The sequence below is a fragment of the Thermoanaerobaculia bacterium genome, from assembly GCA_035593605.1.
Taxonomy (GTDB): domain Bacteria; phylum Acidobacteriota; class Thermoanaerobaculia; order UBA2201; family DAOSWS01; genus DAOSWS01.
The window spans coordinates 14,029-33,586 of record DAOSWS010000037.1 but is presented as its reverse complement, the minus strand read 5'-3'; the positions used below and the strand labels follow the sequence as shown (position 1 = coordinate 33,586).

At 51.9% G+C, this 19,558-nt stretch carries 14 protein-coding genes; 9 read left to right on the top strand and 5 right to left on the bottom strand.

All coding sequences use genetic code 11. The features are described from left to right. Nucleotides 1-123: 123 nt before the first annotated feature. The 4 genes from PLD04_14030 (at nt 124) to PLD04_14015 (ending at nt 4,077) form a co-directional block, all read left to right on the top strand. Nucleotides 124-477: an oligosaccharide flippase family protein gene (locus PLD04_14030; GenBank protein ID HXK69446.1), complete on the top strand. Its 354-nt coding sequence runs from the start codon at nt 124-126 to the stop codon at nt 475-477. 12 nt (nt 478-489) lie between these two features. Continuing rightward, nucleotides 490-624: a hypothetical protein gene (locus PLD04_14025; GenBank protein ID HXK69445.1), complete on the top strand. Its 135-nt coding sequence runs from the start codon at nt 490-492 to the stop codon at nt 622-624. Between the two features lie 29 nt (nt 625-653). Further along, a complete protein-coding gene (locus tag PLD04_14020) occupies nt 654-1,103 on the top strand; it encodes a polysaccharide biosynthesis C-terminal domain-containing protein (protein HXK69444.1) in 450 nt (149 codons plus the stop codon). Nucleotides 1,104-1,257: 154 nt separating this feature from the next. Continuing rightward, the gene (locus tag PLD04_14015) at nt 1,258-4,077 is read left to right on the top strand and encodes a protein kinase (protein ID HXK69443.1); all 2,820 of its coding nucleotides are present in this window, start codon (nt 1,258-1,260) and stop codon (nt 4,075-4,077) included. A 117-nt stretch (nt 4,078-4,194) separates the two neighbouring features. Here the strand turns inward: PLD04_14015 and PLD04_14010 are convergent, their stop codons facing one another. Further along, nucleotides 4,195-4,680 carry a hypothetical protein gene (locus PLD04_14010; protein ID HXK69442.1) on the bottom strand — a complete coding sequence of 162 codons (486 nt, stop codon included), beginning with the start codon at nt 4,678-4,680 and terminating at the stop codon, nt 4,195-4,197. A gap of 64 nt (nt 4,681-4,744) precedes the next feature. After that, a complete protein-coding gene (locus PLD04_14005) occupies nt 4,745-5,944 on the bottom strand; it encodes a GGDEF domain-containing protein (GenBank protein HXK69441.1) in 1,200 nt (399 codons plus the stop codon). Nucleotides 5,945-6,194: 250 nt separating this feature from the next. On the opposite strand from PLD04_14005, the gene PLD04_14000 reads away from it, so the two are divergent. Together PLD04_14000 and PLD04_13995 are read left to right on the top strand one after the other, a co-directional pair. Continuing rightward, entirely contained in the window at nt 6,195-8,486 is a 2,292-nt protein-coding gene (locus PLD04_14000) for a diguanylate cyclase (GenBank protein ID HXK69440.1), read from the top strand. 263 nt (nt 8,487-8,749) lie between these two features. Further along, the gene (locus PLD04_13995) at nt 8,750-9,034 is read left to right on the top strand and encodes a hypothetical protein (protein HXK69439.1); all 285 of its coding nucleotides are present in this window, start codon (nt 8,750-8,752) and stop codon (nt 9,032-9,034) included. A 644-nt stretch (nt 9,035-9,678) separates the two neighbouring features. On the opposite strand, the gene PLD04_13990 is transcribed toward PLD04_13995, so the two are convergent. The 3 genes from PLD04_13990 to PLD04_13980 all read right to left on the bottom strand — a co-directional run bounded on the left by PLD04_13990 (nt 9,679) and on the right by PLD04_13980 (nt 14,270). Further along, nucleotides 9,679-13,197, bottom strand: a complete 3,519-nt coding sequence (locus PLD04_13990; protein HXK69438.1) for a protein kinase — start codon at nt 13,195-13,197, stop codon at nt 9,679-9,681. A gap of 173 nt (nt 13,198-13,370) precedes the next feature. Further along, on the bottom strand, nt 13,371-13,535 hold the full coding sequence (locus tag PLD04_13985; GenBank protein ID HXK69437.1) for a hypothetical protein: 165 nt from the start codon (nt 13,533-13,535) through the stop codon (nt 13,371-13,373). 78 nt (nt 13,536-13,613) lie between these two features. After that, nucleotides 13,614-14,270: a hypothetical protein gene (locus tag PLD04_13980; protein ID HXK69436.1), complete on the bottom strand. Its 657-nt coding sequence runs from the start codon at nt 14,268-14,270 to the stop codon at nt 13,614-13,616. A 362-nt stretch (nt 14,271-14,632) separates the two neighbouring features. Between PLD04_13980 and cas3 the strand changes: the two genes are divergently transcribed. Genes cas3 through cas8c form a run of 3 tightly spaced genes read left to right on the top strand, consistent with a single transcriptional unit; the run spans nt 14,633 to nt 19,537 of the window. Continuing rightward, nucleotides 14,633-16,915 (top strand): CRISPR-associated helicase Cas3', encoded by a 2,283-nt coding sequence (gene cas3 / locus PLD04_13975; GenBank protein HXK69435.1) that lies wholly within the window; start codon nt 14,633-14,635, stop codon nt 16,913-16,915. Nucleotides 16,916-16,937: 22 nt separating this feature from the next. Further along, nucleotides 16,938-17,666, top strand: coding sequence for a type I-C CRISPR-associated protein Cas5c (gene cas5c / locus PLD04_13970; GenBank protein ID HXK69434.1), 729 nt, complete (start codon nt 16,938-16,940; stop codon nt 17,664-17,666). Next, nucleotides 17,648-19,537, top strand: coding sequence for a type I-C CRISPR-associated protein Cas8c/Csd1 (gene cas8c / locus PLD04_13965; protein ID HXK69433.1), 1,890 nt, complete (start codon nt 17,648-17,650; stop codon nt 19,535-19,537). Before cas5c ends, cas8c begins: the two co-directional genes overlap by 19 nt. Nucleotides 19,538-19,558 lie beyond the last annotated feature (21 nt).

Genomic DNA, 19,558 nt, shown 5'->3' with positions numbered 1-19,558 from the left:
TAACCCAAGTGCGGTACTGAAAATCTCCTTCGTCTCTATGTGGGCCTCTCTTTTCCTTCAGATAACCCACATTCTACACTCGCAACCCACTCATTTCAGCGAGGAACCAAACATTTTCTCTACATGTTTCCGGGAACGATCATCGAGTTTATCGTCGCCGTGACGATTGCCCTGATGACACGGTCGCTCTGGGCTCTGGTCCTCGGGTACCTGTCCGGACATGCCACAAGAACTTTCACTCCCTTTCTGATTGGCGGAAAGGTACCAGGATTCCGAATCAATATGGAGATTGCGAGATCCCTCGTGGGGTACGGAAAGTGGATCTGGGGCAGCAGCATCATCGTATGCCTGATCATGTTGGGAGACGACATCTATGTGGGAAAAGTCCTGGGAGCTGCCGCTCTGGGAATTTACCAGGTCGCCTATTACCTCTCCAATACACCCCAACGGAAATCACCCATATCCTTTCCCAGGTAGCCTTCCCGGCCTATGCGACCCTCCAGGATCGCCCCCGAAGCCTTTCGCGGGCCTATCTACAATGTTCTGCGCCTGACGGCCCTCCTGTCCATTCCTCTCTCCCTGATGATCATCCTTCTCATTGGAGACTTTACCCTTCTTTTTTAACCCCCGACTGGCTGCCCATAGTTCCCATCGTGCAGATTCTCGCCCTGTGCGGACTTCTCCGTTCCATCAGTGCTACCACCGGTCCCCTCTTTAACGGTCTCGGTAGACCCCATATTGCAACCAAGCTTCAGGCAGTCCGCCTCCTGCTCATTATCGTGCTGATCTATCCGATGACACATCGATACGGTCTCGCCGGCACATCCCTGACAATTTTGATCAGCGCACTGCTTATAGATCCCTTTGCCATGCGGTTAGCCATTCATCTTGCAGGTATCAGGATCCGGGACTTCTCTCACACCCTCCTGCTGCCCATGATGGCGTCGCTGGTTGCTCTAATCGTTCCTTTGAGCATTCAGCCCATGCTTGGAGAGATGAAACCTGCCGTGACTTTTTCCATGAATCTTTTTCTCTTTCTTGTTCTCTACCCTGTATCCATTTTTATCCATGACCGTATCACGGGGGTTAGAACGCTCTCGTGAATTCGTAAGATCCTGGAAGAAGACAGGTCGGACGAAGCAAGGATTAACAACGAAGAAACCTCCCCGTAGTTTTCTTCCAGGGTTCTTCAGCTCCAGGGATATCGCCCCTCGCAATTCATCTCTGTACGAAGCTGCGATACAATTGTCGGGTCCCGTGGATTTTCACTTTGAAGACTCGATACTTGAACTCTGTTTGAGACGAGGGTACCTCTCAGAGGAAGATCTTGCCTCCCTCAAACAAAGGGTTTCAGACGATATCCAGGTTACTCTCCAGCCTGGCCGATGGGGATCCCGATTATCGCTTCTGATTTCAGAAGGGCGGCTCAACGCGGAAATTCTCTCCAGGCTCGAAGAAGAGTTGATGTCCGCCTCTGATCATGTACAAACGGTCCATGCTTCCACAAAACCAGATTCATCCGCGGCAAAAGAGTCGTTTGAAGGAAAAAACTTCGGCCCATACCTTATCCAATCCATCCTGGGCGAGGGTGGTATGGGACGGGTCTATCGGGCACGGGATACCCGATTGGATCGTCTGGTTGCATTAAAGCAGATTAAGATATCGGAGCCGGAGCTGGTTCAACGCTTTCTCGGTGAAGCCCGGGCCCAGGCCCGTGTGGACCATGAACACATCTGCAAGGTCTATGAATCGGGTGAAATTGACGGTACACCCTACATTGCCATGCAATATATCGACGGGCGGGAGCTGAAGGAGGCCGCCGCAGAGATGTCCGTCGAGGAAAAGTCCATCGTCTTTGAGAAAATCGCGGATGCCCTGCATGCCGCCCACAGAGCCGGGCTGATTCACCGCGATATCAAGCCTTCCAACATCATGGTGGAACGACTGGAGGACGGCCCCTGGAAACCCTACATCATGGATTTCGGGCTGGCTCGTGACCTGGAATCTCAGGGCCATACCGTATCCGGAACCATCCTGGGAACTCCATGCTATATGCCTCCGGAGCAGGCACAGGGCAATATGGCCTCTATGGATCGTCGCAGTGACATCTACAGCCTGGGAGCATCCCTGTACGAAGTGCTTGGCGGATCTCCTCCCTTTAAAGGAAAGGGTGTCGTAGAGATACTCACGAAGGTCGTTCAGGATGACCCGGCTCCTCTCAAGACCCTCAACCCGCACATCCCGCGTGACCTTGAGACCATCGTTTCCACCTGTATGGAAAAAGATCCGGACCGGCGTTACGATTCTGCAAAGGCGCTCTCTATGGATCTGCGCCATTTTCTGGATGGAGACCCCATTGATGCACACCCCGCGGGTATTCTCTATCGAATCTCCAGGAAAATCCGGAAACACAAATTCCTGTCTCTGGTGGTCGCTCTGGCACTGTTCATCACTTCAATCCTGTCCCTGTGGCTGATTCGCAGCCGTTGGGAAGCCGCGGAACGAAGCCGCCTCACCCATCGGTACAGCCAGGAAGCCGGAGAGATGAGGGCGATCATGGACCGGGCAGTTCTTCTCCCCCTTCACGACATCAATCAGGAACGGGCCCAGGTCCAGAGGAAGATCTCGGAACTGGAGGAAGAATTCTCACTCCATGAAGAGGGAACAGCGGCGGGTCCTTTTCACTACGCGCTCGGAGAGGGATATTACGCCATTCAGGACTACCGAAAAGCCCTGGACCATCTTTCCAGGGCCTGGCAGGCTGGATTCAGGGAGCCGGAGCTTGCCTGCACGCTGGGTTCGGTACACGGGCGTCTCTACCAGGAAGAGTTGCGAGAGCTGAGCAAACTGTCCAAGGAAGAACGGGAAGAACGCCGCCAGGAAGTTGAAGAGTCCTACCGGATTCCTGCCGTTTCTTTTCTTCGAATGTCTCAGTCCGGATCTATGGTCGGAGACCCCCGGTATCAGGAAGCGATGATTGCCTTCTATGAGGGAAAATTCGAAAGAGCCAGGAAGTTGCTGGATACCATTCTGAATCGGGACACATGGGCCTATCTGGCATCCATGAGCCGAGGAGACATCGATATGGTGGAGGGCGACCTCGCCCGTCTCGAGGGCCGAAACAACCAGGCCTCCGAACATTACAAATCCGCTGAAACGTTTTATTTGGCTTCGATTGATATTGCCCGCAGCCTTCCCCAGGCGTATCAATCGCTGTGCGAGCGATGGAATACACAAATCTACATTGACATCGATTCAGGCCAATCACCGGAGCACGCGTTTCAGCAGTCCGTCCTTTATTGCCAGGAAAGCCTCACGGCCGATCCTGAAAACGGAAATATTTATAACAGCCTGTCCAATGCCTATAAACGCTGGGCCATGTATCTGATAAAAAACGGTCAGGATCCGAGAGATGCACTTCAAACCTGCGCAAAATATGCTTCCCGGGCTGCTGAACGGGAGACGGACAGGGCCTATGCGTTCTTAAATCTTGGCGTGGCCATGCGTCTTCTGGGGGAGTACGCCATGTCCGCTTCTGAAGAAAATCCGGCCGATTACTTCGACCAATCGGAAAGGGCACTGGACCTGGCTCTGGAGCAGCAGCCTGATTTTTTCCATGCTCTGAACAACCTCGGATTACTCTATCGTGACCGGTCACAATTCAGCCAGAAGTCCGGGAAGGCTGATCTTGAAGCGATGACAGAATCCGTGAATTATTTTTCCCGTTCCATGCAGGTCAACCCGAGGTTCATATTCGCAGCCATGAATTTAGGAACGACATGTATGGATCTATACCATGAAAAGAGGCGTGCGGGTATTTCTGGAGACAAAGAACTTTCCCGGGCAGAGATTGCCTTTCGAAACGCCCTGGAAATCAATCCCGATTACACCGATGCTGCGATTTTTCTAACCGATACGATCCTGGAAAAAGTTGAAACGCTACCCCTGCAAGATGCAGAAAGGGAAAATCTGCGGAGCGAAGCGGCAGAATGGATGGAAAAAATCAGAAAAACAGGAAAGAAAAGCTCCAGGATCCAGGAACTTGACAAACGATTCAACGACCAGAAATTGAGATAGTAAACCCACGTGGGGCAACAATTTTCCGGGGAGTCCGGAGGTCCCGACAGGGCTGCCGGTTACCTGTTTCTGGTCGGCATGCCGACGAATTGGAAAGGGACACCCGCCTGAAAGGTCTCAGTTGTCGAGGAAGAGGTTGACGCCTCCATGGCTCTTCCCGTCATCAATCCGGCAGAAGAAGGTCTCATCCATCACGGCTTCGTAGGATTTGGGATCGAGGTATTGTGCGACAATTTCAACATTTCCATCCTCTTCGATCCTGAACTTTGCATAGTTAAGGACATATCCATAACGGCTGTGGTGAATCAACACAGACGTGGAAGCGGCCAGATAGGCCTTTTCATTTCGGATCGCCCCTTTCGCAAAGTACTCCCAGGTATCCAGAAAGAGCGAACCCACTGCATCGGGAACTCGGGTAACTTCTTCGTCATCCATGACCAGCCGGCACTCTGCATAATGCACAACCACTTTCACCCGGGCCGGGGAATTCAGTGCATCCATCAAATTTTTAAAGGTTTGGATCCGATGAGATCCTCCAAACATGCCTTCTCCAAATAGAAAAATGAAGCACAACGTGAACCCGAAGATCGCTTTCCGTTCCATGATTTCACCTCCCGATCCAATATCCCTGATCTCCTAAAGGCACTCCCATCGCAATAACCGTTCATTATGAGGTCCTTCCATATTTAATACAGTTCCTGCCCGCCTTCTTTGCCCGGTAAAGGGCCGTATCCGCAACTTTCAGGACCTCCTCGGGGCCGGACGATGCTCCGACGGAGTCGGATACTCCCATACTGACCGTCACTTTTAAATCTTTAAGGGCGGACCGTTTTCCCCTCAGCGGATTCTTTGGTTTTCGTCTGGGTCTCCCCTCACCCCGGACTACAAAGGGATTGTCTGCGACATCCTTTCGTAATTCTTCCAGAACATCCTGAACCTCTTTCCGGGTGCGCCCGGGAAAGAATATCGTGAATTCTTCGCCTCCATAGCGGTAGGCCCGGCCATTGCCGCGAACGGCCTGAAGCCGGGTTGCCACCATTTTCAATACCTGGTCACCCACATCATGACCATATCGATCATTGACCGATTTGAAGTGGTCGATATCGACCATGGCAAGGGCATAGGTGGATCCCACAGATTTCAGTGCATCCTGCAGGCCTCGCCGGGTCGGAAGCCCCGTAAGTTCATCCCTGTACGCAAGACGATAGCTCTTTTCCAGCATGGCAAGGAGAAGTATGAAGAGGGCAGTTGAGCCGTAGAGAGCCATTTTTTCCAGGTCGGGATAACGCAGAATTCCCAGCCACAAAGCAGGTATGGTCCAGATATACCCTCGATCTACAGGTTCCCGTTCCAGCAGATAACGTACCATGACAAGAAGGAGTGGAAAGACCCATAAGACCATTCCCCCGCGGGGGAGAATCACGAGGGCCAGGTGGCTTTTATGGAGGAAGGTCTCAATGGATGGAGCCCGAAGTGCGACTCCGGCCGACAGGACCATAACCTGGAGTGCAAGAAAGACCAGGAAGGCGATGCTTTTGGGACGGAAGATCCCGTGCTGTGGGAAAAAGAGGTGGAGAAAAACATTCACAGGCACCCAGACAAGGGCGATCTGAACCACTAGTGGAGAGACGGCACCCTGTGCACCGGGCAGAAAGACAGCCCAGGACAGCCCCAGAATAATGCTCAGAAAGAGAATCCTGTTCTGTCGAAAGATCCAGGACACCACCATGGCAATAAACCAGAGGATGGCAAGAACGATGGGAACGACGGATCCCAGATAGGGTGCGAGAGATGGAGTCCTCTCCACAATCATGACAAGGGCCAGGATCAGTCCTCCAGGAGTCAGAAGAGAAAGGAGGGCGCGCATGGGAATATTCCGTCGGGAGCGATTCCAGGATCTCCGTGAAGGGAGCGGGTGTGGGCGAACGAACAATCATGAATCATAGATCTCAGGAACTATTCTAGCGCGGTCGTCAACCATCAGGGCCATATGCATGCATATGAACTCCCATTTTCCGAGGACCATGACGGTTTCGCCTGCCGAAAATCGAAATCCCGACGGGAGTATGGTAGTCCCGGACTTCATTATCTGAGATAATAGGGACGTAAAGAAACCCATGAATGAACTTACCCCCCCCACCCTCCCGTCTGTCCGCCCTCTTCCGAAGGCCGTAATCTGGACCCTGGCCTTTCTTATCCTGATACTTCTGGCTTTTCAGTGGATGGAAATCCGAGCCGAAGTCGATCGGCAGATTGGCGTCTACCTCGGCCATGATCAAACCGGAATCCTGATTGAGCAGACCTTCCCCGGGCTTCCTGCCGACCTTGGAGGAATCAGTCCCGGGGACCGTCTCCTTTCGATCAACCATATACCGATCAGCGCCTATGAAGATTTTAATAGAGCCCAGGAAACCATGGAGCGGGGACGGGTCGCGATTTTCCAGATCAAGCGAGGCCCCCTTGAATTGGAGCTTCCCATCATTCCCGGTGGTCCCTTTCCATTTATTTCAACCATACTGAATGGGTTTCTGGTTCTAATCTGTCTCCTTCTCTTTCTCCTCGTTGCGCTCGGCACCCGTCAGGATGTTCGAACCCGTCTCCTCTATCTCTTCACCTGGCTTGTGGCACTTGAATTTTCCATGCCGGATAAGTCTGTGCTGGGGCACGATATTGGCTGGCTTACGGGCGCCGGGTTTTATCTCCTTTCCGGATTTCAGTTCATCCTTGAAATTCATCTGGCCTCTGTCATCCCCGATATCCATCCCTGGAGAAAGAGATCCAGGATCTTTTTGCCCGGTGTGTATTTTTTAGGACTTCTCACAGGCCTTGGGGGAGCGGCTATCTATCTGATGGATACCGCTGACTGGCCGGCGGGTCACAACCTGATGCATATTCTTCAGGTGTACATGGACACGATCCTCTTCCCGCTATGGGTTCTTCTTCTTCTGTTTCTGCTTGGATATCAGGCTCTCCGCTACCCCATTCCACTGGGACGTCACCAGGCCGGTCTCGTGCTCCTCGGGATCCTTCCCTGGGCGGCAACGATCACCATCACGACCCTGATGGCGATTTCCGGGCATTCCCTGCCTGTGTGGATGGATGTCGCATGGTCCATTGTCCTTCTTCCTTATCCAATTGCGATCTTTATCGGGATGTACCGTTACGACCTGTTCGATATCAACCTGGTCGTTCGTAAGGGTTTGATTTACGCGTTTCTTACGGGGGCTCTCCTTGGAGTTTTCTATATCTTTCTTGGACTGGGCAGTGTGATCCTTTCCCGAACCGTTGTCGGATCCCACCCCTCCGGCTGGATTATCGCGCTTGCGGCCCTTCTGCTCGGATTGCTGGCCCAGCCCTTCCGGCAGTGGACACAGGCACTGATTGACTCACGTTTCTTTCCCGAGCGTTCCCAGCTCCGCCAGAGAATCGTCGATCTTGCCGCAACCCTTCCGGAGGCGGGAAACGTGGAAGACATGGCCGCCCGCCTGGCTGACCACCTCAAAGATCTCTTCCATGTCCGGAAGGCAGCTCTCCTGCTCGCCGATGAACATGCCGGCGTTCTCCAGCTGGTTGAAGGAGAGGAACCGATCGATCCCATCCTGGTCAGCCTCAACGATCCTTCCATGACCCACCTGCTCCATTCCAGAGGCGTTCAGACGCGATCCAGGCTCCCTCAGTCATCCTCTCCCCTCACCCATTACATGGAACGGGAAAAGATTGAAATCATTGTCCCCATGAAAGTGCGAGGGCATCTGGCAGGCGTGATCCTCATGGGGGAAACCCTGGACGGCCGGGACCCGCGGGCTGAGGAACTGGAATTGATGGAGCTTCTGGCTCACAACACGGCCGTAGTCTTCGAGAACGCACGACTTTTCACCTCCGCCACCTATGATCATCTCACCGGGCTCAAACGGCGAGAAGCCATCCTCCTCTTTCTGGCACGGGAGGTAGAGCGCGCGTGCAGGTATGAGCGCCCCCTGGCTCTCTGCATGGTGGATGTCGATCTATTCAAGGCGGTGAATGATACCCACGGGCACCTCGTGGGTGACATCGTCCTGAAGCGCATTTCAATGACAATTGATCATTCTTTGAGGGACACGGACGATGTAGGGCGATATGGAGGCGATGAGTTTTTGATTGTTCTTCCAGAATCTGACGCGGATCAGGCTCGAGAGGCGGCCAACAGGGTCCTTACCTCGGTACGGAATCTCTCCGTGCGTTTAACGGGTGCCGGCACCCTCTCGATAACCGTCTCGATCGGATGGTCCGTGCTGAAAAAGAGTGATCAGCCCGTGGAAGTCATTGTACGGGAACTGCTGGAAGAAGCCGATCGGGCCATGTACATGGCCAAGGCCGAAGGTCGAGACCGGGCAGTGATCTACAAAGAAAAAACGGACCCGAACACCTGATTCTGTTGAAACTCTCCCCTTCCGGCCGTAAGGATTATCCGGCATAAACATGTGATGGCCATAAATAGGGGAATTCCCGCATCTACCAGATCCAACCTGATTTTGGAGTGATAATCAGTGCTGTCCCAACGTAGTGGTCACATAACGAATTATTTCCTTATTTAGCAGGCTGATTTCCTCTTCAGAAAGTTTTTCGATACAACTTCCAAAATCTTGGAATCATGGAGATCCAGATTCAGTGAGGAAGGATAGCAATGCGTTCCATGAAGACGGTCTTCTCCCAATTGATGGGATTCTTGCCAACCTGTGAATTCAAGATATGTGTCGATCGGTATGCAGGCCATTACAAAGAAGAGTTCTACCTGCTGGGATCAGTCTTTGTGCATGGCTTTTGCTTAACGAAAGTCTTCGTGACAGTGAAGCCAGTCTGCGGGCTGCTCAATCAAAACTGTACCACTCAGGATTTCGTGGTAAGTTCTCCCGAAACACTCTGGCGCATGTCAATGAAACCCGTGATTGGAGGATCTATGCGGATTTTGCCCGGGTGATCATTCAGCAGGCAAGAGTCCTCTATATCATGGATCGAGGGTATATGGATTTCTCACGTCTATATCGTATCCATTAATACTCCGCTTTCTTCCTGGACAGGGCCAAGAAGAATATGCAATACAAAAAACTTTACTCCCATCCGGTGGATCGGACAGGAGGCCTTCGGTACGATCAGATGATCCATCTCTCGGGTGTCCGTGAAAGAAATGAGTTCCCGGATAAGCTAAGGAGAATCCGATTTCACGATGACCTGAATGATCAGAGGATTGTCCTTCTCTGCAACAATAGCTCTTATCTGCTCAGACCCTGGCGGATCTCTATCGATGTCGCTGGAAGGTAGAACTCTTTTTCAAATGGATCACAGCACCTGCGAATCAAGGCCTTCCAGGGCCTGTCAGAGAACGCTGGGAAGATCCGGATTGCCATCACCATCTATGTGCTGGTTGCTGTCGGGAAAAAGAGGCTCGATCTTGATGCCGGTCTCTGCACAATTCTACAGGTTTTCAGTATGCCCATAGAACATCTGTTTACTCCTCCAGAATTACAGAAACAGATGGGCGAACTTACTAAACAGCAGAGTCTATCCGATTAACGTCAGGATACTACTGAGTGATAATTAGCCTTTTGAGTCCGGTTTCAACATTTATTTCCGCAATTCCAGGATTTCTTCATGCAGGGATGGATCCAACTCTTCGGCTGACCTGAGATCGGCTTCAATGGCTGAAACGTCCGAAGTCCCTTTTCCTGTGGGCCGGGAAAGTATGCGCACCTTCGCTCTCCACAGGAGTGCCTCGGCATACCGGTTATTTCTTTCCAGCGCCCGGTCCAGGAGGGCCATAGCCTCGGTCGTCATTTTCTCTACAGACCGGTCGTGGCTCACACCATAGGTCAGGGAAAAGGCAAGGATTTTTACCGCGTCCACATACGCCTGCAGAATGGCCGGATTGATGGCCAGACCCTGATGAAAGTAAGACAGGGCCCGATTGACAGCCGGGTCAGGGTTGCTGCCCCTGGAAAGAAGATATTCCGCCTCCACCCCGGAGGCGGATCCCAGCACAAAGTAGGGAGTGGCACGTTTTGCGTTCAGTTTCAGGCTTTCATTCAAGGCGGTTTTCGCGCTCTCGAGCAGTCCGGAAGGATTTCTTTCCATGGAAAGTTCATATCGGGCCCAGTGAACGTAAGTTTCCCCGATATTGTTGTAGGAAAACATGAAGGTCGGATTGTTTTGAAGCTCTCGCCGATAACTTTCTATGGCATTCCAATAGTCGGGAACGGGATCCTGTCCGACACGGGCACGCTGATCAGCCAGATAGAGCTGTGTGTTCCCCAGAGAGTTAAAGATGTAGCGATTGGACGGCCCCAGGGATGTCGCCTTTTCCAGGGAATGGATCGATTGTTCCAGCATGGGGAGTGCATCTTCCCCGAGGGAGATTGCGTATTCGGCTTTGAGCCGGTAGACGGTACCCACGCTCTGATGTGCCGAGATATTCGCCGGATTAATTCCTGTGAGACGCGTATAGCTTTGAAGGGCTTCATCCAGCGCCCGGGTCGGGTCCTGTTCCCGATCCATCTGAACCTTGGCCAGCTCCTCATAGGTCAAACCGAGGTTATAGAGAGTCTTTTCATTGTCAGGACTGGTTTCCAGTCTCTGATGATAGGCGTCAATCGCCCGGTTGAGATACTCGACCGGGTTCTCTCCCCTGTCTCTGAGGAGCCTCGCCTTTCGCAAATAGGCCGATCCAATTTCGTTCAGGGCCAGAACATAATCGGGTTTATCTTTCAGAATCTGTTCGAGAAGGTCAATCGACGCATCGATGAGTGTTGCCCGGTCCCCTCCCACCATAAGGGCGCGCTCTTCCTTGACCTGGTAGATGTTGCTCAATTCGAGCCGGCTCATCAGGTGGCCCGGCCGAACCTCCAGTGAATGGCGTGCATGAGACTCTGCTCTGGCCAGGCTTTCTGCAGGATTCACGCCGCGGCCGACCTCGGTATAGGCCCGGGCCCGCCATGCCATGGCCAGAAACGTGGAAGGCAACGGGGAGGTCGGATCTGCTGTCATCGCCTGCTCACAGGCAGACGTGGCATCGTTCATAAGAGCGTCGAGGTTGTTTTCCTGGATGAACACCGGGAACTTCAGTAAACCTGTCCTGAGGCGACATAGGTCCAGGAGGGAACCGGGATCGCTGGGTGCCGTCGCAACGGCACTCTGGGTGGCTATCATCGCGTTCTCCATCATCGAGACACCGCTTTCTGTCTTCCCCTCTTCGAGGGACTTCTCGGCCATGGCCCGGAGGATCCTTCCTTTGAGAGAACGGGCTTCGTATAACCAGGGAACTTCCTGAATTGCTTCTTCCACTCTTGCTATCGCCTGATCATATCGTTTTTCGTAATAGAGGATCAGCCCTTCAACGAACGCCGGAGAAGCGATATCCATTCCCTGGCTTGCATTCAGATAGGTGATCGCTGGAATTCGGTACTCGACTTCAAGTTCTTTTCGGCGCTTTTCCCTGAGCTCCCGATCCCGTATTCCTTCCAGCTGGGATAGTTCTTCGAAATAGACCTCACCGAGGGCGCGCCCCAGGGCGTAGGCGGATTCGGGCCTTCGATTTCCCTGGTCCCACGCCTTTTGAAGAAACTCCAGGGCCCGGTTCCAATCCCCAAGATCCAGATATCCCCTTCCAAGGGCGTAGTATCCCGATGGTTTTGCAAGCCGGCTTTCCCTCTCAATTCGTTCCTCCAGATCCGTCAGCCGGTTCAGAACCTTATCCCGTTCGGGGCCGATATCATGTAGAGGTGAAGTAAAGGCAAAACGCAGCGTTTCTTCGACAAAGGCTACTTCCCGATCAAAAGTCTGGTCATACGTTCTTCTGAGCTGATTCGTATGGCTTGACCAGAGAGCATGGATGCCAAGCAGAACAAGGGCAAGAACCAGGACCCCGATCGCCGTGGAGACCGTGGGGTGACGTTTCACCCGCTTCCACGTCTTCTCGGCTATGGAAGCCCGTCTTGCAAGAATCGGTTCCCCTTTCAGAAATCGTCGCAGGTCTTCCGCCAGGGCACGGGAGTTTTCGTACCTTCGGGATGGATCCTTTTCCAGGCACTTCATGATAATGGTTTCCAGATCCCCAGGAATTTTCGGCTGGTGGCGACTCAGGGGAATCGGATCCTGCTGAATCACCTTCATCAGAATATCCACGGTGGAATTCCCCTGGAAGGGCGCTCCCCCGGCCACGATGTCGTAGAGTGTTGCACCTAAACCGTATACATCCGTCCGCCGATCCAGATCGGCACCCCGCCCCGATGCCTGTTCCGGAGCCATATAGGTTGGAGTACCGGCAATAATTCCGCTGTGAGTGATGTTGGGTGCTTCGATTTCCTTGGAGAGACCAAAGTCCAGGACAAAAGGCATGAGACCTTCTTCTCCATCCTGCACCATGATATTGGCCGGTTTCAGGTCCCGGTGGATTAAACCGCGCTCATGGGCTGCGTGAAGTGCATCGGCAACCTTAGCCATCAGCGCGACCTTGCCGTCCAGGGTGAGGGTCCGGGATACCTCCTGGAGCGTGCGCCCCTCAATGTACTGCATGGCAATGTAGGGCCGGCCCTCCGCCTCGCCCACTTCGTACACCTTGCACACGTGAGCATGGTCGATCTTTGCCTGGGTCCGAGCTTCCCGCATGAACCTCCGCTCCTGATCCGGAGTTTCCCCATGCAGAAATTTCAATGCAACCGGCCGTTCCAGCGTTTCATCCCAGGCAAGGTACACGACCCCCATCCCTCCCCGTCCGAGGACACGTTCAATTCGGAAGTGAGAAATTCGGCTGCCCGTTGTCAGACCTCCGGATCGAACACCGGAATCTCCTTTCTTCACAGTCCTGTTTCCTGAATCGGATTTCCCAATCAGAAGCGTGGCCTGGTCCTCTCCGGGGATGCCGAGCTCCGACATGATTTCCGAAAGAATTTCATTATCGAGGGAGCCGGACTGGAGAAGGTGGACGATTCGGGGTCCTACAATGCGATCGGAAATATCTGCATCCGATTGCTCCACCATATAAACGGTTTGAATTTCTTCGATCAGTTCCCTGGTGATGTACCCCCGCCGTATCGCAAGATCGAGGATGTCGTCTTCCGTACAGTCAAAGGATTTCGGATGCTTATCCATGGCAGGCCATTATAACATCCGGGTAATATGCCCCTTCCTGGTTAAGGAATTCGACACGTCTTCCTGATATCGGAAGTCTCCCTCAGCCGATCGATGGCCGGTGCTCCTTTATTCGTAATGGATAGGATGCATCCCCTGTCGCCATGCGTGCAACTCAATAAACAGGGCGAAGGCTATTCTTCGGTGTGAAGCCCGCCGACCTTTTCTTCCAGATCTGAAGTCTTTTCGGACAGGGAAACAATACCCTCGAACAGGGTTTGGATGTCATCTTCAAGCGTTCTGAGTGTGTCCCGAATTCTCTCCATATTATCTTTCAGTTCAGTCACGCGATCTTTCATGGATCAACCTCCTGACCTTCATCCATAGTAGTTCGTCACATTCCTTACTATCCTATCACATTCCGGCGGATGTGTACTTCAGGGAAGGTATCCCACCTGTTTTAACCTGCGGTGAATTGTCGCTGCCTGGTCTTCGATCAAGGCCTCGGTTTTCACCTCTTCAGCTCCACGGGTCATCGTTCTTCCTCTCCAGGCCTCTTTTGCCCTTTGAAGGTCAATGAAGATCGCGGAAATATCCAACCGATCGATGTACGGTAACGTATCGGGAGCCTTGAAATTATCCTCCGAATAATCCAGAAAGCGCTGATCGGCCTGGGGCGGATCACAGGCGTTCCGATCCCCCCACCCTTTCATCTTATTGGCTCCCACCCTCAGAAATCCTTCCTCCGCCGATTCAATGTCGGCAGGAGCCAGAACCAGGAGTGCCGTGGCCCCCTTTTCAAGCGCAGATCGGACAAGACCTTCCAACGATTGGTCATTACCATTGGATGCGAGATCCCCCCTTCCAAGGACACTCACCCCTGCCTCCTGCAGGACATGCTGATATGCACGGAAAACGGCCTCATCCAGCAAGGGTTCTCCAAATATCGAGAGAACGACCACACTCCTGTGAAGGGAAGAACGGATATCGGCTCTGCTTTCCAGGGTAATGCGGGTCGTCGAGCAGGCAACTACCGTGAAAGCTCCAATCCCGATGATCGTAAAAAGAAAACCCCTGATAATGGAATGTCGCATAGATGCCTCCAGATAGACACTTCTACTCATACTATACTGCAAAACATGTGTCATAGTTTCTCCAAAACCTGAGAACACAATTTTATATTACTCAGTTGAAGTAAGGAGAATTGAAAGCGGACATATATTGTCTCATCTTCTGTAGTATTGAAAAAATTAGCAGTGGTGCTAACCGGTGCCATGATCAGGTATACTATGATCAACGCCCGAACTCGGACAGAAAAAGTTATGCGTAAACCGGAGGGCAAAGATTCAATGGATGAGAAAAATACAAATCGGATGTATGCCCACAGCCTGGACGGAAGGCTCTTAAAAGGATGGACGGCAATCCATGATAGATCATCTTGTGGGTGTGATAAGAAATGAACTATCAAAATGATGTATATTTCGCTCATTCTGATTATAAGCATCATGGAATGCTGCCCGGGGAAAATGGTTGTCATTGGCAAACCTTGCGTGAACACCTCCACGGAGTTGAGAGGCTTGCAATGATTTTCGCTGAGGCTGCAAGTAGAGATCATGTTTTCGTTGAAAAAGTTTGCAGTGCTGGATTGCTTCATGATATCGGAAAGTATTTAGACTCCTTTCAACAATTGTTGCGCGATACAGCAATGGGAAAACCAAAATCCAGAGTCGAGCATTCAGGTTACGGTGCGGCCTTTGCCCAAAGAGCAAAGGCATATGACATCGCACTTGCCGTCGCTGGTCATCATTCAGGCCTTAGCAACCCAAATGACATTAACTTGCGTTCAAAACGGATCGAAAACACGCTGAATAATATTTTGGAACGCGCCAGAAACGACCTTGGTGAGGAAGTGGTGGACAAATTGCTGGACACGTTAACTTCACATTCAGATCAAAACAACATGATTAGTAAAGATATGTGGATACGAATGATGTTCAGTTGTCTGGTAGATGCAGATCGCATAGATACTTCTGGGATGCCATATCAACCCAATGACCTTTTGGATGCATGGAATAGATTTCAGCGCATACAAGCATACGTTGGCAAACAGGCCGAGAAAGTCCCCGCAGGGCCTTTGAAGGATGCTCGCCAGTCGATTTTTGAGGCTTGCAAAAATGCCGCACAGTGGGAAAACAAGCTTTTATCTTTAACCGTGCCCACCGGGGGAGGGAAAACGCTTTCCTCTATGGCGTTCGCGCTACGGCGCGCGAGCTTGAATCCTGAAGAAGTCCAGCGGATCATAGTGGTCATTCCGTTCCTATCGATTATCGAACAAAACGCCAGTGTATATGCTGAAGCGATCGGCAATGATGCAATAGTCGAACATCATTCCGGCAATTTCATAAAAGACGTGCCAGCCGGTGAGGATTACAATCTTCAGCAACGCCGAAACCTATCGGCCATTGAAAACTGGAACGCTCCCATCATTGTTACGACTTCCGTACGTTTCTTTGACGGTCTTTTTTCCAACCGACCGTCAGACCTACGCAGGCTTCATAATGTGGCCCGATCAATCGTGATCCTTGACGAGGTGCAAACACTTCCCCGTCATTTACTTCGAGCTTTGCTCACGGCGATGAAAGAACTGTCCACTAACTGGGGAACTACCTTTCTTTTTTGCACGGCCACCCAGCCAGCTTTTGAGAAGCCGGAGCACGCCGACCAACATGATCCACGTTGGACAAAAGGAACGATCAGAGAAATTGTTCCAAATACACAATATCTTTTCCAGAACTTAGCACGGGTTACAATTCGCTGGCCGGAAAAAGATGTTAGAGCGGGACAGTGTTCATGGAATGACATGACCGAACGGATAGCTTCTGAACCGCGATCACTGTGTGTCGTAAACTTGAAAAAACACGCAAGCCTTCTTTTCAGCAAACTTCATGAGAAGCTAGATTTTGAAAAAGATTCCCTCTGGCACTTATCCACACGCATGTGCCCGCAACATCGCCTTGAGGTATTAGACACAATCCGAAAAGCTCTTGACGACTCAAATTGCCCCTGTAGGGTCGTCGCCACCCAGCTTGTAGAAGCTGGCGTAGATTTGGACTTTCCGGTGGTATTTAGGGCCGTGGGGCCTTTTGACTCAATCATTCAGGCGGCAGGGCGTTGTGACCGGGAGGGCAAGCTAACGGCATCAAAGGGTCAGCCGGGAGGGAAGGTCATCATCTTCGAACCGGATGATCCCTCGGGGAAACCCACAACACCGCCGGGTGCATACCGAGATGCTACGGAAATAACTAAGACCATGCTTGCGGGAAGCGAAGCGCTTTCCATCCATGACCCCGCCCATATAAGGGGATTCTTCAATCGCTATTACCAGTCAGATCTCGACACCCATGACATCGAGGGGTTGCGCAGGCGCCTTGAGTTCCGGGAGATTGCGAAGCGCTTTGCCATGATTGAAGAGCCGATGGTTTCCATACTTGTGCCCTACAATGAAAAAGCCGAGAAGTTGATTCGCCAGTTAAGAAACCAGGGGGTACTCGACATGGGGCTTTCCCGGAAGCTCCAGCGTTATCAGATAGGGCTTTATAACCACGAGTTTGTTCAGGCCAGACAATCCGGCGCTATTTTTGAGCTTCTACCGGGTTCCGATATCTGGTGTTGCGAACAAAGATTCTATTCAAGGAAACTGGGATTTATGATTCACTCTGATGACGTTTTGATCATATAAACAAAAAGAAAGGAGGCCAAACATGCCCGAAAACACATATGTGCGAGTGCGGGTGGCCGGACCTTATGCTTGTTTCAGCCGGCCGGAAATGAAAGTAGAGCGTGTAAGTTATGAGGTAATGACACCCTCAGCTGCACGCGGCATCTTGGATGCTATTTTATGGCGACCTGAAATGCGCTGGATCATCCACAGGATCGGGGTTTTGAAACCAATCAGGTTTACTTCAGTGCGAAGAAACGAGATCCAAAGTAAAATCCCGCCAAGTGCAGTGAAGCAATGGATGAAACAACCGGAGAAATATGAGCCCCAAACTGCCGGTGCCGGGAGTATGGATGCCACCCCCAGAAACACCTTGGCCCTACAAAACGTGGCCTACGTGATAGAGGCCGAGCCGAGAGTGTATGATCCCAACAGTGAGAACCATTCGGCCAAGTATATGGCCATGTTCAACCGGCGAGTGGAGAAGGGTCAGTGCTTCCATCGCCCTTATCTCGGTTGCCGTGAGTTCGCCTGTTTCTTTTCATATCCGAACCAGGATGAAAGGCCAATTGAAGTCTCTCAAGACCTTGGGCTCATGCTCTATGATGTGGTATTTCAAAAAAAGAAAATGAAAGAGAAAGAGGGGGTGGATAACCAGGCCGTGTTTTTCCATGCCAGGCTCGAACAAGGCGTAATGGACACCAGCCCGGACCGCGTCATTGTGGACCCTGGCCAGAGAGAAGAGGTACTCCGATGCTCGTACATGCACTAGCAGCCTACGCGGACACCTATCTCACGGATCAGCTTGCAGATAAAGCTTTCGAGGAGAGGCCGGTTCCCTATTCTATCCAGCTTTATGAGGATGGAACTTTTGCCGGAATCCGGGAGCGAACAAAGGAGGTCACTAGGGGAAAAAAAAACGTTCGAGACCCACTCCCCCTCAAGGTACCCAAATCACCAGTCGCAAGGAATAACCCGAATCACATTCATCCTCTCCTGGGCTGCGATGCTATCTCCTATGTTCTTGGAGTATATGTTTACGTTGAGGAGGATGGAAGAAAGAAGGGATGGACCAAGGACAATGAAGTTGAAAAGCACAACAAGCACTATAAGGCCTTCATTGGACTCATGAAGAAAGCCGCCCACGAAACACAGTATCAGTCGCTCAAAACCTGCTCCAAATTCTATGAACAACTCGATGAGATCAACAAAGCCAAGGAAAAATTGGCCATGCTCAAACCCAGACCCGGCAGCCTGGTAACTCTTGCCGTAGTACCCCGGGACCCGGCTTCCGAGAATCCGGGAGGGCCTGTGATCGAACACAGTAACGTTCGCGACTACTGGCGCAAGCATTACGAGGAAAAATTTTCAGAGCGGATTGAAAAAGGTGGCAAGGGTATGTGTCTGATCTCGGGGAATATCGGGCCATTTGCACCAACCCATGACAAAATTATGGGAACCGCTAAGTTGGGGGGACAATCCTCTGGCGTGTCTCTCATATCCTTTGATAAAGACGCCTACCAATCCTACGGCTGGGATAAAAACGCCAACAGCCCGGTCAGCCCGGACCGCGCCACAGCTTATGTCCTGGCTTTGAACGACCTGCTTAAGCCCGGGCAACACCGCTGTGGATCTTCAAGGGACAAAATAGTATCCACTCGGTTCGATGCCGGCGGCGTAGCTTTTCTCTATTGGACTCGTGTGCCTTCCGACGACGACATGGACGCTCTTTTCAACCAGGCTCAACCCAAAATGGTGAAACGCTTACTCTCTGCGCCCTTCTTCGGCCGCGCCGATGCCGACACGGACCCCAACGACTTCTACTTGGCCGCAGTCTCGGGAAACGGTGGCCGCCTTCTAGTTCGCTATTGGTTTCGAGATAAGCTTTCAAACGTGAGAGCAAACATACGAGCGTGGTTTGTAGACCAGCGCATTCCGGACGTTTTCAAAAATGGCAGTCTTTCCGATCCTGAACCTATGTGGAAAATTCTACTTGCGGTGTCACCGCCGCGTGTCAAGACGGATAACAAGATCAATGCCAAACGTTCTGTGATGCTCATTCGCAGGGCATTGTACGGTTTGCCTCTGGATCGGACTATCCTGGCCGCGGCGCTTACACGTTTGCACGTTGAAACCGGCGATGCTCGCATGTCGCCAGTCCGAGTGGGTTTAATCCGAATGTCTGTAAACGACATTGAAAAGGTGGAAATGAAAGGAGGACCGATTATGAAGGAAAGACTCGAAGAGGACCTGGATCATCCGGCCTACGTCTGCGGCCGGCTCCTGGCAGTGTACGATAGGCTCCAGTACGCGGCCCAGAAGGAGGTTAGCGTGACCGTGGCCGACCGTTACTGCAACATGGCTTCCACTTATCCGGTGCTTGCTTTTCCCAAGCTGGAATCTCTCAGCAAGGCCCACTTGAAAAAGCTCCGGCGAGACAACCCGGGCGCCGCAGTAAATATCGAGAAGCAAATCAATGCGCTCATGGAAAAGCTTGCCGGAAAATTCCCTTCCCAACTCAGCATGGAGAATCAGGGACGGTTTGTGATCGGGTATCACCACCAAAAGGCGGAGGATGCCCGTAAGAGTGCGGAGATGAAAGCAGAAAAGGAGGCACGGTTAGAATCTATGGCAAGCGAATAAATATGATGAACGCTAAAAGTC